This window comes from Sphingobacterium thalpophilum, assembly GCF_038396785.1.
Classification (GTDB): domain Bacteria; phylum Bacteroidota; class Bacteroidia; order Sphingobacteriales; family Sphingobacteriaceae; genus Sphingobacterium; species Sphingobacterium thalpophilum_A.
Genome location: NZ_CP151087.1, coordinates 4154168 through 4170969, shown reverse-complemented (window position 1 = coordinate 4170969; position 16802 = coordinate 4154168). Strand labels below are relative to the sequence as shown.

General features: G+C 40.8%; 14 protein-coding genes. 13 read left to right on the top strand and 1 reads right to left on the bottom strand.

The window, feature by feature from the left end; translation table 11 throughout:
* Position 1: 1 nt before the first annotated feature.
* Positions 2-1690, bottom strand: a complete 1689-nt coding sequence (locus AACH28_RS18395; protein ID WP_341831186.1) for a ribulokinase — start codon at positions 1688-1690, stop codon at positions 2-4.
* Positions 1691-2023: 333 nt separating this feature from the next.
* Here AACH28_RS18395 and AACH28_RS18390 point away from each other — a divergent pair, with 333 nt between their 5' ends.
* The 13 genes from AACH28_RS18390 (at position 2024) to AACH28_RS18330 (ending at position 16705) form a co-directional block, all read left to right on the top strand.
* Positions 2024-2728 (top strand): NrtR DNA-binding winged helix domain-containing protein, encoded by a 705-nt coding sequence (locus tag AACH28_RS18390; protein ID WP_201669665.1) that lies wholly within the window; start codon positions 2024-2026, stop codon positions 2726-2728.
* A 145-nt stretch (positions 2729-2873) separates the two neighbouring features.
* Complete coding sequence (locus tag AACH28_RS18385) at positions 2874-3524, top strand: hypothetical protein (RefSeq protein ID WP_088163102.1); 651 nt, start codon at positions 2874-2876, stop codon at positions 3522-3524.
* 366 nt (positions 3525-3890) lie between these two features.
* Positions 3891-5393 carry a F0F1 ATP synthase subunit beta gene (gene atpD / locus AACH28_RS18380; RefSeq protein WP_075994361.1) on the top strand — a complete coding sequence of 501 codons (1503 nt, stop codon included), beginning with the start codon at positions 3891-3893 and terminating at the stop codon, positions 5391-5393.
* A gap of 21 nt (positions 5394-5414) precedes the next feature.
* Entirely contained in the window at positions 5415-5663 is a 249-nt protein-coding gene (gene atpC, locus AACH28_RS18375) for an ATP synthase F1 subunit epsilon (RefSeq protein WP_046673737.1), read from the top strand.
* Positions 5664-6060: 397 nt separating this feature from the next.
* Positions 6061-6951, top strand: a complete 891-nt coding sequence (locus AACH28_RS18370; RefSeq protein WP_286832210.1) for a branched-chain amino acid transaminase — start codon at positions 6061-6063, stop codon at positions 6949-6951.
* Complete coding sequence (gene ilvD / locus AACH28_RS18365; protein ID WP_286832212.1) at positions 6935-8635, top strand: dihydroxy-acid dehydratase; 1701 nt, start codon at positions 6935-6937, stop codon at positions 8633-8635. Before AACH28_RS18370 ends, ilvD begins: the two co-directional genes overlap by 17 nt.
* 117 nt (positions 8636-8752) lie before the next feature.
* The gene (gene ilvB, locus AACH28_RS18360; protein ID WP_286832214.1) at positions 8753-10495 is read left to right on the top strand and encodes a biosynthetic-type acetolactate synthase large subunit; all 1743 of its coding nucleotides are present in this window, start codon (positions 8753-8755) and stop codon (positions 10493-10495) included.
* 8 nt (positions 10496-10503) lie between these two features.
* Positions 10504-11094 carry an acetolactate synthase small subunit gene (ilvN, locus tag AACH28_RS18355; protein WP_070570155.1) on the top strand — a complete coding sequence of 197 codons (591 nt, stop codon included), beginning with the start codon at positions 10504-10506 and terminating at the stop codon, positions 11092-11094.
* A 14-nt stretch (positions 11095-11108) separates the two neighbouring features.
* Complete coding sequence (locus AACH28_RS18350) at positions 11109-11582, top strand: DinB family protein (protein WP_286832216.1); 474 nt, start codon at positions 11109-11111, stop codon at positions 11580-11582.
* A gap of 36 nt (positions 11583-11618) precedes the next feature.
* Entirely contained in the window at positions 11619-13100 is a 1482-nt protein-coding gene (gene ilvC, locus AACH28_RS18345; protein ID WP_088163107.1) for a ketol-acid reductoisomerase, read from the top strand.
* 134 nt (positions 13101-13234) lie between these two features.
* On the top strand, positions 13235-14632 hold the full coding sequence (leuC, locus tag AACH28_RS18340) for a 3-isopropylmalate dehydratase large subunit (protein WP_341831185.1): 1398 nt from the start codon (positions 13235-13237) through the stop codon (positions 14630-14632).
* 10 nt (positions 14633-14642) lie between these two features.
* Positions 14643-15233, top strand: coding sequence for a 3-isopropylmalate dehydratase small subunit (leuD, locus tag AACH28_RS18335; RefSeq protein ID WP_075994369.1), 591 nt, complete (start codon positions 14643-14645; stop codon positions 15231-15233).
* A complete protein-coding gene (locus tag AACH28_RS18330; protein WP_286832227.1) occupies positions 15227-16705 on the top strand; it encodes an ATP-binding cassette domain-containing protein in 1479 nt (492 codons plus the stop codon). The genes leuD and AACH28_RS18330 overlap by 7 nt, the downstream gene beginning before the upstream one ends.
* Positions 16706-16802: the final 97 nt, after the last annotated feature.

Below are 16802 nucleotides of genomic sequence, written 5' to 3'. Positions count from 1 at the left end.
GTTAAACAGTAATGGCGAGCGATTCCTTTCCTTCGATGAAAGCTCCCAAAGCCTTGTAATGTTCGTAGCGTTCGGCGTAGATGGTTACCCATTTTTCCTCTGGTATATAGGTTCGTTCAAAACCTTGCCCCATTGCCTTCATGGCATCCTCGACCCGGTCATATAAACCAGCCGCTGTTGCGGCGAACATTGCTGCGCCAATGGCACAAGTCTGTTCACTTTTATGAATACGAATAGGCATATTCATCACATTGGCCATCATTTGCATAATAAAGGGGGATTTCTTTGCAACTCCACCTAAACCGATCAAGCCTTTTACCGGAATACCCTGCTCCACGAAACGGTCAACAATAGCCTTTGCGCCAAAACAAGTCGCTTCGACAATTGCTCTGAAGATCCGAGGGGCATCTGTTCCGAGGTGCAAACCTGTTATAGCTCCTTTCAAGGATTGATCCGCATCCGGAGTTCGACGACCATTGAGCCAGTCCAATGCTAATTCAGATGTTGCCGTTACGGGAAGTAATGCAGCCTGCTCACTTAGGCTGAACAAGAGTTTCTCCTCCAGGGTTGCCATCAACTGTTCACGCGTATGCGCTTCGATCTCTTCAATATCTTGTATCAAATTTTTCGTTGGCCACAGTAACACCTGTTTCAGCCAAGCGTAAGCATCTCCAAATGCCGATTGCCCAGCTTCCATACCGATCATTCCCGGTATAATCGAACCGTCTACCTGACCACAGATTCCCCTGACCAACGTATGCTGAACCTCCTCCTTTGGGGCAACTAGCATATCGCAGGTCGATGTCCCCATTACCTTACTCAGATAATATGGCTCTATTTGTCCCCCTACTGCCCCCATATGACAGTCAAATGCACCTACTCCGACAACGACCGAGGTTGTAAGACCTAATCGTTGCGCCCATTCTTCCGAAAGCTGACCAGCAGATTGATCAGCAGTGTATGTTTCGGAAAACAAACGATCAACCAAACCATCCAGCAATGGATCAAGTGTTGAAAAGAAAGAATTTGGCGGTAGGCCATCAAATTCTTCGGCCCAAAGCGATTTATGCCCCGCTGAACAAACCCCACGCTTCATCGCAGACACCTGTTTTCCTCCCGTCAATAGAAATGGAATATAATCGCAATGCTCAACCCAGCTATATGTGGCGGCACGGACTTTTTCATCTGCTCTAAAAATATGAAGTAATTTGGCCCAGAACCATTCCGAAGAGTATACTCCGCCCACATACTTCAAATAATCCACCGAACTATTTTGATTGTGCAGGTTAATTTCTTTGGCCTCTCTAACGGCTGTATGATCTTTCCATAAGACAAACATGGCATTGGGGTTGTCTTTAAACTCGTCCAACAGCGCCAATGGAACGCCGGCTGCGTTGACAGCAACTGGAGTAGATCCCGTCGTATCCACGGAAATTGCTTTTACAGCTTTGCCAATATTGTCGATTTCCGATTTGAGCAAGCAATCTTTAATTGTCGCTTCCAAGCCTTCGATATAATCCAAGGGGTGCTGCCTAAACTGACTTAAAGCAGCATCACAATACGCCCCTCTTTTCCATCGCGGGTAGTAAAATACAGAAGAAGCGATCTCCTCGCCATTGTTAGCATCAACCAATACCGAACGGACCGAATCACTTCCATAGTCCACCCCAATGACATACGATTTATTCATTTTTGCTGAATTTGGTTTATAACTTATAATTGTCTCTAACGCCTTATTTTTCAATCCCCCCCTTTCTGAAGTTCGCACTGAAAAAATAATTAGTGTCAAATAAACATTTATTTTTTTAAATATGAAAGAAAATTTTCATATTTAAAAAATAGAGCTAACTTCATAGCAGCAAATTATGGTTAACCCGAATTCCTGACATAGGCGTATAAAAGCCTTTTAAAGGGATGTATCAGACAATTATTATACTTATTTTTAGCTATTTACTTTTTTACATAGTTTTGCTCGTGGAATAAATGGGGTGGTGTCAGATAAAAAAAGATAAAACGATAGACGATGGAATATTATAAAAAAGATTCAGGGATCCTTTTGGCAGTAGACTGTATCATATTTGGATTTAACGGCGAATCCCTTGAAGTACTTTTAATTAAACGTGATTTCGAACCCGAACGAAATAAATGGAGTCTGATGGGTGGTTTCGTTCAATCTGACGAAAGTCCGGAAGAGGCGGCGAGCCGGGTGCTCAAACAGTTAACAGGGCTTGAAAATGTATACATGGAGCAATGTAGTGTATTCGGTGAACCTAAGCGTGAACCTAGCGACCGGGTTGTCAGTATCTGTTATTTTGCGCTGATCGATACGCAGCAATATCAACATATCCTCAGTGACGATTACGAAGCCCAATGGTTTCCGTTACAGGAGCACCCAACACTGATCTTCGATCATGATCAGATGATCGCTTCTGCACAGCACCGTCTACGCATGAAAGCAGCTTTGTATCCGATATTATTTGAATTGCTGCCTGAGAAATTCACGATTCCCCAGATTGCAGCACTCTATGAGGGTGTTTACAATATCGAGTTGGATAAGCGCAATTTCAGCCGAAAACTGCTTTCTTCAGACCTCATCATCAAACTGGAAGAAAAAGACAAGGAAAACTCAAAAAAAGGAGCCTACTATTTCAAACTAAATACGGCAATCTATAAGGAAAAGATCATGTCCTTTTTACGGTATTTGCCAAGTTGGTCGATCGAATCATAATAAAGTGACGGAAAATCAGGTATGTATTGGAATATATTTCACTTAACATTTTCGTTTTTTCAATAATTCCTTATATTTATCACAGGTACATCCTGGTTTTGCAATTTGGATAGGCTGGATTAACGCATTTTATAAAATAAACAACATGAGCAAATTGAGATTAGCATTTATATTCTTTACGATTTTATTTATTTCATCACATACGCTATTGAAGGCACAAACTCCCGCTGCGGCTCCCGCCACTACAGCAGCACAACAGGATAATGCCTTCAAATACAGCCCGGATGGATTAAAAAAAGGAAGTTTGGCGAATCAATTTGACCACCTGAATTATATTTCGAAAAACAACTATGATTTCAAGATGGTACGAAAAACCAATCTTGATATTGTGAAACGAAATGTAATTGATACCGTAGCAAAACTCCACAAGGAAATCAGCTCTTTAAAATCATCTTCAAGCAACTATACATCCAATACCAAAACTTTACAAGATTCAATTCAGGTTTTAAAAGATCAGCTGGCACAGGAGAAGGAAAAAACAGAAAGTTTCTCTTTCTTGGGAATCAATACATCTAAAACTTTTTACAATACTGTTGTCTGGACGATCATTGCGGTATTGGCAGTAGCAGCATTTATCTTTTTATTTTCTTACCGGAAAGCGAAAGTGGACACGGTGGAATTCCAAAAAACAGCCGAGCAATCGCAAGAGGAATTCGCTACTTTCCGCAAAAAATCGATGGAAAAGGAACAACTGCTCAAGCGCCAGTTGCAGGACGAATTAAACAAAAAAATCTAGTCCTGCTTTTCATAAAATAGCAGATTTATTTCGATCGACCTGTAACGAATCCTAGAGGCACTCCGTTACAGGTCGATTTTATTTAATCAGGTTCCATTCCTAAACGAATAAAAGATTCAGCGAAGTAAAGCTGTAAACTTCAAAAATACATCGCCGGATAAAAGAGAAAAACTATATTTGCAGGTATAGAAATCGAAACATACAGAATTACAATCGATAACATTTTGACCTACATTAATAAAATTGTAATTTAATTGCAAATTCTATTTGTTTTTAAAAACGAATAACCTTATTTTTGCTGACCAAAAAAGAGGCCTTTTATGTCTCTTATATAAAATTGATTAATAAATATTTAGTCCCTATAATATGCCCAAGATTGGTAAAATAGCGCAGATTATCGGCCCAGTTGTTGACGTCAACTTCGCCGACAGTGAAAATCTACCTAAAATTTACGATGCATTGTACATTCAAAAAGAAAATGGACAACGTGTTGTATTAGAAGTTCAACAACACTTAGGTCAGGATCGTGTACGTACAATTGCCATGGACGCAACTGAAGGTTTAGTTCGCGGAATGGAAGTTGTCGATACTGGTGCTCCTATCAAAATGCCTGTTGGTGAAGAAATCAAAGGTCGTGTATTCAATGTAGTTGGTGATGCCATAGACGGGATCCAAAATTTGAATAAAGAGAATGGTCGTCCTATCCACAACGTACCTCCTAAATTCGAAGATTTGTCAACTGAATCCGAAGTACTTTTTACTGGTATCAAAGTTATTGACCTTTTAGAGCCATATGCTAAAGGTGGTAAAATTGGTTTATTCGGTGGTGCCGGTGTAGGTAAAACTGTATTAATCCAAGAATTAATCAACAATATCGCAAAAGGTCACGGTGGTCTTTCTGTATTCGCCGGTGTAGGTGAACGTACACGTGAAGGTAATGACTTATTGCGCGAGATGTTGGAGTCTGGTATCATCAAATATGGTGAGCACTTTATGGAAGGCATGGAAAAAGGCGAATGGCCTTTGGATACTGTTGACCACGAATTGATGAAAGATTCTAAATGTACTTTCGTATTCGGTCAAATGAACGAGCCTCCTGGTGCACGTGCGCGTGTTGCTTTATCAGGTTTGACAGTTGCGGAATACTTCCGTGACGGTGATGGCGAAGGTCAAGGCCGTGACGTATTATTCTTCATCGATAATATCTTCCGTTTTACACAAGCGGGTTCTGAAGTATCTGCCCTATTGGGTCGTATGCCTTCAGCCGTAGGTTACCAACCAACATTGGCAACTGAAATGGGTTTAATGCAAGAGCGTATCACTTCAACTAAAAACGGATCAATCACTTCGGTTCAAGCTGTATATGTACCTGCCGATGACTTAACTGACCCTGCTCCAGCGACAACTTTCGCTCACTTGGACGCAACTACAGTATTGTCTCGTAAAATCGCTGAGCTAGGTATCTACCCTGCTGTGGATCCTTTGGATTCTACATCACGTATCCTTTCTCCTGCCGTTTTAGGTAACGAACACTATAATACTGCACAACGTGTAAAAGAAATTCTTCAACGTTATAAAGAATTGCAAGATATCATCGCCATCTTAGGTATGGACGAATTATCTGAAGAAGATAAACAAACTGTACACCGCGCACGTCGTGTACAACGTTTCTTATCTCAACCTTTCCACGTTGCAGAACAATTTACAGGTTTAAAAGGTGTATTGGTAGACATCAAAGATACCATTAAAGGGTTCAATATGATCATTGACGGGGAAGTAGATGAGTACCCTGAAGCTGCCTTCAACTTAGTAGGTAACATCGATGATGCTATCGAAAAAGGTAAAAAATTATTAGCAGAAGCAGTTTAATCTAGATTATATCTAAGAATAATGAAATTAACAATTATCACTCCAGACAAATTAGCATTCGAAGGCGAAGTAACTTCTGTTACTGTACCGGGCACTGCGGGTTCTTTTCAAATTTTGAAAGACCACGCTGCCATTGTTTCTACTTTGGAAGATGGAAAAGTAATTATTCAACAAGGTAAAGGTGAACAAGAAGTGTTCATTAAAGGTGGTGTTGTGGAAGCAAAAGACAATGTCATTACCGTGCTTGCTGAAGGAATTATCGGAGATTAAATCAAATCGATTTTATAAAATCTAAAAAGCTTCCGATAGAAATATCGGAAGCTTTTTTTTAAAGTTTTTTTGACATTTTCTTCATTTTAGGAAGAAAATTGGCCATTGTAACAAAAAATAATATTTTACACCTGTAGACCAATTTTAAATATGGTATACGACTGACAAAATATAAAACCGAATAAAACGAATTATTAAAAAATAAAATTTCACAAAAACAGATTTAATGAAATTTTATTCTAAATACAAAATTAGCACTTTGCCTATTGCCAATTATTGTAATTCCTGCTACCTTGAGGAAATGAAAATCGAAAGTTTTTATAGAAGATTGAGATAGCATGATTTACCACCAATATTACAACAAGGGGAACTATTATACTTCGGTAAATTTTGGGTTATGAAATATTACGATAAAAACACGTTGATCTATTTAGATGGAGCTTTTGTAAAAGCTTCCGAAGCTGCATTGGATCCCTTTGCACAGTCACTGCATTATGGGTATGCGGTGTTCGATGGTTTACGTGCGTATAATACCCACAATGGGCCACGTATCTTTAAAGCTGACATGCATTTCGATCGCTTAAAGAGATCGTGTGAAGCCGTTAATATTCCCTATCGTTGGAGCAACCGAGAGCTGATCGACATCTGTTATGAGCTCTTGGCCAACAACAACCTAAGAGAAGCTTATATACGTCCATTGGTATTGACCGGTTCAAATATGCACCTAACCTCATCAACCGAAGCAACCATCATGATGGCAGCATGGGAATGGGGGCCATATCTTGGTCAAAACCTATTAAAGGTATGTATCTCTGATATCAAAAGACCTAATCCAAAGTCGTTTAAAATTGACTCGAAGATCTCTGGGCAATATGTAAACTCCATCCTTGCGACAACAGAAGCCATCAGGAAGGGTTACGACGAAGCGTTAATGCTCGACCACGAAGGCTACGTCGCCCAAGCATCCAGTGAAAATATTTTCATCGAAAAGGATTTCAAAATCTATACGCCGCCAGTGAAGAATATCTTCCCGGGCATTACACGTCAGACTGTAAAAAACATCTGTAAAAAATTAAACTTTGAAGTCATTGAAAAGCAATTGACGGTAGAAGATATTTACACTGCTGACAGCGCTTTTTTATGCGGGACTGCGGCAGAAATTATCGGAATCAAACAAGTCGATGATGTCATCTACAAAGAAGTCTGGGAACACAGCATAGGTGCATCAATCCAAAGAAGATATAAAAATTTAGTATTAGAGAACGAAAATTATGAAGTCATCATCTAACGGCGAAAACGCAATGAACAAATACAGCCGTACATTTACACAAGACGAAACGCAACCTGCTGCAAAAGCAATGCTTTATGGTATCGGTCTTACGGATGCCGACATGGACAAAGCACAGGTCGGTATTGCCAGCATGGGATATGATGGTAATACGTGTAATATGCACTTAAATGATTTGGCACAAATTGTCAAGAAGGGCGTTTGGAACAATGATTTAGTAGGTTTGACCTTTGGAACCATTGGCGTCAGTGATGGTATGAGCAATGGTACCGATGGGATGCGTTATTCGCTGGTAAGTCGTGATGTGATCGCTGATAGTATCGAAACGATCTGTGGTGGACAGTATTATGATGGCTTGATCTCTATTCCTGGCTGTGACAAAAACATGCCCGGTGCAATTATGGCAATGGCCCGTTTGGACCGTCCTTCTTTAATGGTGTATGGCGGTACTATCGCTCCAGGCCACTATAAAGGTGAAGAATTAAACATTGTGTCTGCATTTGAAGCATTGGGACAACGCATCTGCGGAAATCTTTCGGATGAAGACTATGAAGGCATTATCAAACATACCTGCCCTGGTGCTGGTGCTTGTGGCGGAATGTATACAGCAAATACCATGGCTTCGGCAATTGAAGCCTTGGGAATGAGCTTACCATACTCATCTTCCAATCCAGCGATCTCGGAAGAAAAGAAAAATGAATGTTTAGAGGCAGGTCAACATATCCGCACGCTGCTTGAGAAAGATATCAAGCCCTCTGATATCATGACACGTAAAGCATTTGAGAACGCACTACGTACCATTGTTATCTTGGGTGGTAGTACCAATGCTGTACTTCACTTTATCGCAATAGGCAAAGCCGTAGGCGTAGATATCACGCAAGATGACTTCCAACGCATGAGTGACGAAACTCCTGTATTAGCTGACTTCAAACCATCCGGTAAATACTTGATGCAAGATCTTCAGCAATTCGGAGGAACTCCTGCTGTCATGAAATATCTTTTAAATGAAGGTTTATTGCATGGTGACTGTATCACGGTAACAGGAAAAACAGTCGCTGAGAACTTGGCGGATGTTAAATCAATCATGGAATATGACCAACCGATTATCAAACCCTTGAGCGATCCAATCAAGGCTACAGGACACTTACAGATTCTTTACGGGAACTTAGCAGAGAAAGGTTCTGTTGCCAAGATCTCCGGTAAAGAAGGTGAAAAATTCACTGGTCCTGCACGCGTATTCGATGGAGAGCATGATTTAGTGGCCGGTATTGCATCTGGTAGAATCAAACCAGGAGATGTTGTCGTGATCAAAAATGAAGGTCCTGTTGGAGCGCCAGGCATGCCTGAAATGCTTAAACCAACCTCCTTGATTATTGGTGCCGGTCTTGGTAAATCTGTTGCTTTAATTACCGATGGCCGTTTCTCAGGTGGAACACATGGTTTTGTCGTAGGGCATATCACACCAGAATCTTACAAAGGCGGATTAATTGGTCTTGTACATGATGATGACATTATCGAGATCGATGCGGTAAATAACAGCATCAATGTGCTGCTTTCCGATGATGAGATCGCGCAACGACGTGCCGCTTGGGTACAACCAGCGTTAAAAGTTAACAAAGGCGTTTTATACAAATACGCTAAAACTGTTGCCGATGCCTCAGAAGGCTGCGTAACGGATCAGTAGAAAATAAAAAACAGAGACATTAAGCAGATAAAGACCTAAACAATCGATGCTTAATGTCTCAGATCTAATATCTAAATACTAAAAGACTGAATAATCAACAATAAAAAAATCAACGTAATGAGTACACTGGAAATAACAGAAAATAAGGCCGCTACAGCGCAGCAAACTCCGACACAAATTTCGGGATCGAAAGCTGTATTGGAGGCCTTATTGAGCGAAGGAGTTGATACCGTATTTGGTTATCCTGGAGGCGCAATTATGCCGATCTATGATGCCCTTTATGATTATACGGATCGTCTGAAGCATATTTTAGTGCGCCATGAACAAGGTGGAATCCACGCGGCGCAAGGTTATGCAAGAACTTCAGGTCGTACAGGCGTCGTCTTTGCGACAAGTGGTCCTGGAGCAACAAACCTAGTTACTGGACTGGCTGATGCCATGATCGATAGTAACCCTATCGTCTGTGTCACAGGTCAGGTCTTTGCTTCACTCTTGGGAACAGATGCTTTTCAGGAAACAGATGTCATCAATATCACGGCACCAGTCACAAAATGGAACTACCAAGTCACCGACGCAACTGAAATTCCAGCTGCACTCGCAAAAGCATTTTATATTGCCAGCACAGGTCGTCCAGGACCGGTATTGATCGATATCACTAAAAATGCACAGCTACAATTGTTCGATTACTTCGGTTATGAAAAATGCAACCACGTACGTAGCTATAGACCTGCACCACAAGTTCGTAAAGAATATGTTGAGCAGGCAGCCGAGTTAATCAACAAAGCAAAAAAACCATTTGTTCTTTTTGGACAAGGCATCATTCTTGGAAAAGCAGAGGAAGAGTTCAAAGCTTTTATCGAGAAGACAGGAATTCCATCGGCATCGACTGTCATGGGCTTAAGTGCACTTCCAACGGATCATAAACTTCACGTAGGGATGTTGGGTATGCATGGTAACTATGCGCCAAATGTCATGACCAATGAATGTGATGTTTTAATAGCCATTGGTATGCGTTTCGATGACCGTGTAACAGGTCGTTTGGACAAATATGCCAAACAAGCAAAAGTAATCCATTTGGATATAGACCCAGCAGAGATTGACAAAAACGTACAGACAACCGTACCTGTATGGGGCGACTGTAAAGAGTCACTTCCAATGCTGACGGAATTGGTAAACGCTACAGATCATTCCGCCTGGCTTGCACAATTCCGTGAACTTGAAAAAGAAGAAATCAAAGAAGTCATCCAAAATGAACTTCACCCACAAACCGATATTATGACCATGGGTGAGGTCATCCATGTGTTGAATGAATTGACAGGCGGTGATGCGATCATTACAACGGACGTCGGTCAACACCAAATGGTAACCTGTCGCTATGCTAAATTCAACAACAGCAAATCGAATGTAACCTCAGGAGGCTTAGGTACAATGGGCTTTGGTCTTCCAGCAGCAATCGGTGCCTGGTATGGCGCGCCAGAAAAAACTGTCGTAGCAATCATCGGTGATGGTGGTATACAAATGACGATCCAAGAGCTCGGAACGATTATGCAATTTGGCGCAAAAGTCAAAATCATGATCCTCAACAATGAATTCTTGGGCATGGTACGCCAGTGGCAGCAATTGTTCCATGACAGACGTTATTCATTCGTGAATATCACGAGTCCTGACTTTGTTGCTGTAGCGAAAGGCTATTACATCGACGGTCAGAAGATTTCGGAACGTAAAGACTTACGTAATGCCCTGAAAACCATGATTGATCACGACGGAGCATATCTATTGGAAGTGATGGTAGGTAAGGAAAACAATGTATTCCCAATGGTTGCACAAGGAACATCGGTATCTGAGATACGTTTAAAGTAGAATTTAACATGGAAAAACAAGAATATACCATCACCTTATATACAGAGAATTCAATCGGTCTTATCGGTCGGATCTCAACAATTTTTTCAAGAAGAAAAATCAATATTGAAAGCTTGAATACTTCCCCTTCTGAAGTAGAAGGAATACATCGTTTTACCATCGTAATCACGGAGGCTGAAGATGTTCTACGTAAGCTTTGTCGTCAACTGGAAAAACAGATTGATATCCTTAAGGCCTATTACAACACCAATGATGAAGTGATCTGGCAAGAACAGGCGCTGTATAAAGTACCTGCGGATGTGGTCAATGAAAAAGTATATGTAGAACGTTTATTACGTCAATATGGTGCCAATGTTGTTGTGATCCGCAACGACTATATTGTCTTTGAAACTGCAGGTCACCGCGAGGAGATCGATAAGTTGACAGAAGAATTGACCAAATATGGTTTGATCGAATTTGTCCGTGGCGCACGTATCGCTATCATTAAAGATAGTGCAGGTTTCCATTCCAAATTGGTTCAGTTTGAAGCCAAGGAACCATCGATAGAAATTGTAGAAAACGAGTATCTCGACAAAAGAGATGATGTATTTACAATGTAAGCTTTAATAGTATTATGCAAGAGACATTTAAATTTATCTTAAAGTCACGTCAAAAATTCATTGAATTACTTGACGGTCTTTCCATTGAACAGCTTAACAAAATTCCCGCGGGATTTAACAACAATATCATCTGGAATTTTGCGCACATTGTCGTCAGTACACAGACCTTGGTCTATGTCCGTACGGGAATCAAGGCCGATACGACTTGGGTGAACTATAACGAAGATTATAAAAAAGACACCAAGCCAACCCGCTTTGTTGAACAAGCAGAGGTTGATGAATTGAAAGAAATCGCAATCCGCAGTATTGAGCAAATTGCTGCTGACTATGAGAACGGTGTTTTCGGAGAAATCACCTCCTTTTCAACGGCGACCTATGGTTATCCGATGGACACGATCGAAGAGGTCATTGCCCTGACATCAGGACACGACAACGTTCATTTCGGTTACGCCATGGCACAACGCAGATTAGTACAAGAATTAAAATAAATAATCAACAACCCATAACAGAAAGAAAGTAAAACAATGGCAAATTATTTCAACACCTTACCGCTTAGAGAGCAGTTAGAACAATTAAGTCACGCTGAATTCATGGACAACACCGAATTCACGGATGGTGTAAATGCTTTAAAAGGTAAAAAAATCGTAATCGTAGGATGTGGTGCGCAAGGCTTGAACCAAGGTTTAAACTTAAGAGATAGCGGACTGGACGTTTCTTATGCTTTGCGTAAAGAAGCTATTGAACAAAAAAGAGATTCTTGGAAAAACGCTACGGACAACAACTTTAACGTAGGCACTTACGAAGAATTGATCCCATCTGCGGATTTAGTTATCAACTTGACTCCAGATAAACAACATACTTCAGTAATCAACGCTGTAATGCCCTTGATGAAAGAAGGCGCTACGTTATCGTATTCACACGGTTTCAACATCGTTGAAGAAGGTATGCAAATCCGTAAAGATATTACTGTCATCATGGTTGCTCCAAAATGTCCAGGTTCTGAGGTTCGTGCAGAGTACCTTCGTGGTTTTGGTGTTCCTACTTTAATCGCTGTTCACCCGGAAAATGATCCACAAGGAAAAGGCTGGGCTGAAGCAAAAGCGTACTGTGTAGGGACAGGTGGACACAAGGCTGGTGTATTGAAATCTTCATTCGTAGCTGAGGTAAAATCAGATTTGATGGGTGAGCAAACAATTCTTTGTGGATTGTTGCAAACAGGATCGATCTTGTCTTTCGACAAAATGATCGAGAAAGGTATCGAAGCTGGTTACGCATCGAAATTGGTACAATACGGTGTAGAAGTGATTACGGAAGCCTTGAAACATGGTGGTGTAAGCGGAATGATGGACCGTTTGAGCAACCCTGCAAAAGTAAAAGCATTTGAGATCTCAGAAGAATTGAAGGATATCATGCGTCCTTTATTCCAAAAACACCAAGATGATATCATGTCAGGTCACTTTAGCAAGACCATGATGGAAGATTGGGCAAATGGTGATGCAAATTTATTGAAATGGAGAGCCGAAACAGGTGAAACTGCATTCGAAAAAACACCTGCTGGTGATGTTAAAATCAACGAACAAGAATACTTCGACAACTATACGCTAATGGTTGCTTTCATCCGTGCAGGTGTTGAATTGGCATTCGAAACAATGGTTGAAGCAGGTATCAAACCAGAATCAGCATACTACGAATCATTGCACGAAACACCATTGATCGCTAACACAATCGCTCGCAAGAAGTTGTTCGAAATGAACCGTGTTATCTCTGATACAGCAGAATACGGTTGTTACCTATTCGACCAAGCTTGTAAACCTTTGTTGGCAGACTTCATGAAAACTGTTGATACGGATTTAGTCGGTAAAAACTTTAACGACAACAAAGATGCTGCAGTTGATAACGCACAATTGGTTGTCATCAATGAAATTTTGCGTGATCACCCTGTAGAAATCGTTGGTCGCAAATTGCGTAAAGCGATGACTGCAATGAAAGCGATCAAAACTGTTTAAAAGTTCATACGAAATTATACATGCTCCAAAAATCATGAATATTTCGTAATTTAGTATATTGAAATCAAGGTGATATTGAGACATTTACAATATCACCTTGGTTCATATAAAAATAACATAAGAGAGAATAAAAAATGTCAAAAACATTAGTAGAAAAGATTTGGGATGCGCACGTCGTCAAGCGTGAAGAAGGGTTTCCGGATATTATATATATCGACACCCACTTGATTCATGAAGTTACTTCACCTCAAGCTTTCGATGGTTTGCGTAAAAGAGGAATCCCAGTTTTTCGTCCAAAGCAAACGGTAGCTACTGCCGACCACAACGTACCGACACTCAATCAACATTTACCGATCAAAGAAGAGCTATCCCGTTATCAAGTTGATATGCTCACCAAAAATTGTGCTGAATTTGGTATTGAATTATATGGTTTGGGGCATCCATACCAAGGGATTGTACACGTTATTGGTCCGGAGCTGGGTATCACCCTACCAGGTAAAACGATGGTCTGTGGCGATAGTCATACCTCAACACATGGTGCTTTTGGAGCTATTGCTTTTGGTATTGGAACCTCTCAAGTTGAACAGGTCTTCGCAACACAATGTTTATTGCAGTCGAAGCCAAAAACAATGAAAATTGAAGTCAACGGTCCCCTTCAAAACTGTGTTGGGGCAAAAGATATCATCCTATATATCATCTCCAAAATCTCTGCTGCGGGCGGTACAGGTTACTTTATTGAATATGCCGGTTCAGCAATCCGTTCATTAAGCATGGAAGCACGTATGACCATTTGTAACATGAGTATCGAAATGGGTGCACGTGGAGGCTTAATTGCTCCGGATCAGATCACTTTCGACTATGTAGAAGGCCGTGAATTCGCGCCGAAAGGTGAGGAATGGGATAAAGCCCTAGCGTACTGGAAAACATTGTATTCTGACGAAGATGCCATCTTTGATAAAGTGTTGACTTTTGATGCTGCAGACATTGCGCCAATGATTACTTATGGTACTAACCCAGGCATGGGTATGGGTATCGCTGAGCATATTCCAGCAACTAGCGCACAAGCGGAATCAGAAAGACCATCGTACCAAAAAGCATTGGATTACATGGGCTTCAAAGATGACTCAACAGTCTTAGGCAACCGTGTTGATTATGTGTTCATCGGAAGTTGTACCAATTCCCGTATTGAAGATTTACGTGAAGTAGCTTCATTCGTTAAAGGCAAGCAAAAAGCACAAGACGTTGAAGTATGGATTGTACCGGGCTCAAAACAAGTAGAAAAACAAGCTAAAGAAGAAGGCTTGGATAAAATATTTGAAGCGGCAGGATTCCAGTTACGTGAACCCGGATGCTCGGCATGTTTAGGTATGAACGAAGATAAAATCCCTGCTGGTAAATATTGTGTTTCGACTTCAAATAGAAATTTCGAAGGGCGTCAGGGACCGAATGCCCGCACCATGCTGGTATCTCCTTTGACAGCAGCAGCTGCGGCAGTAACAGGTAAAGTAACCGATGTAAGAGAGTTGATCTAAGCAGAAAAAAATGAAAAAATTTGAAACTTTAACGTCACAGGTAGTCCCTCTACCTATCGAAAATATTGATACCGATCAAATTATTCCAGCACGCTTTCTAAAAGCAACCACGCGTGAAGGTTTTGGTGATAATTTATTCCGCGACTGGCGTTTTGATACAGACAATCAGCCCAAAACTGACTTTGTACTGAACAATCCGACCTATACAGGGAAAATATTGGTTGCCGGTAAGAATTTTGGTTGTGGTTCAAGCCGCGAACATGCCGCATGGGCTATTCAAGACTATGGTTTTGATGTGGTCATCAGCTCATTCTTTGCCGATATATTCAAAGGAAATGCCCTTAACAATGGTGTATTACCGATTCAGGTACCCGAAGAGTTTTTGGCAAAAATTTTCGAATTGGTGCACCAAAATCCGACAACAGCGATTATCGTTGATCTTGAAAAACAAACAGTCATGTTGACAGAGACAGGTGATCAATTTGAGTTTGAAATCAATCCATACAAAAAATCATGTTTGATCAATGGATATGATGACATTGATTTTATCCTTAACCAGAAAGATTCAATCGAAGCATTTGAAGCAAACAGACAATGGTAGATCCTGTCGTCCATATTGCCAATTTAACCATTCAGTACGGTAAAGATACCGTACTGCAAGACTTAAATTGGCAAATTTTTCCTGGCGAACAATGGATCTTAGGCGGTCCTAGCGGTACAGGAAAAACCACACTTGCAAAAGCGATTGCCGGGCAATTGAAGTATGAAGGCGAGATCACATTCCACCTTAATCCAACAAGCCCACTGCCAGCGAAAATTCACTACGTTTCCAATTGGTTTCAGTTTACCAATCTTGAAGGCGATCGCAATTTCTATTACCAACAGCGCTACAACAAATTTGCAAAAAACGATACATTAACGGTTTTTGCTGAGTTGAAACATTTTGCGCAAGAAGAACAGCTTTCTTTTGAAAACGTACGTTCTTACCTGAACATTTTTGGATTCGAAAATTTCAAAGATCAGCAGTTGATTGAACTTTCAAGTGGCGAACACAAAAGACTACAATTGATCAAAGCGCTGTGGCTTCAACCTCAGGTGCTCATTATCGACCAGCCTTATACAGGACTAGATGCACAGTCTCGGAAAGATCTCAATCAGATTTTTGATCAGCTTGCAGATAAAGGCGTTTCTTTGTTGCTCATTAGCAATGATGATGAACAACCAAGCTGCATCAATCGTTTTGCGGAAATCCAGCATGGTAAGATTGTTATTCGCCAAAATAGCAATGCGTTATCCAGAGGATTGCCCCGCACAAGAAAGGCACTCCCCTATTTTCTGCAACGAGCCCCTGAAGTAACTTCTCCGATCATGGTAAAAATGAACAAGATCAATATCTCCTATGGCGAAAAACAAGTCTTAAAGAATATTGACTGGGAAGTAAAAGCCGGCGAAAAATGGTTGTTACAAGGGCATAATGGTTCAGGAAAATCCACGTTGCTCAGTTTAATCAACGGCGATCATCCACAGGCCTATGCCAACGACATCCATCTTTTTGGCAAAAAAAGAGGATCTGGAGAAAGCATTTGGGATATCAAAGAACATTTGGGTATTATATCGCCAGAATTGCATTGGTACTATGATATGAATGCCAACGTTGGGCAGACTATTGCTTCTGGATTTTTTGATTCCATGAGCCTATACCAGCGATTAGGATTTGAACAACAGCAAAAGCTCGAGCAAATTCTCCATTTTTTTGACCTTAAAGAGGTTAAACACAAAACCTTGGGGTCGTTACCATTAGGCCAACAACGTTTGGTCCTATTGGCTCGCACGATCGTGAAACATCCAGAATTGCTGATTTTGGACGAACCTTGTCAGGGCTTAGATAAAGAGCAGACCCAGTATTTCAACGATGTCATTGATGACCTCAGTAAAAGTGGCCAGACGCTCATTTATGTAGGGCACTTCCAGACACAACTACCAACCTGCATTGACAATAAAATCGTGTTGGAAAAAGGAGAAGTAAAGGCTGTATCCGAAGTTATCCACAAAAAAGAAGCTTTATCCACATAAAAAATGTGGATAACTTCAATTAATTCGAAAACAAGAACAAAAAAATAAAAAAAGAATCAAGCTATCGACAAAACACTGGAAATCAAAAGTCAAAAAT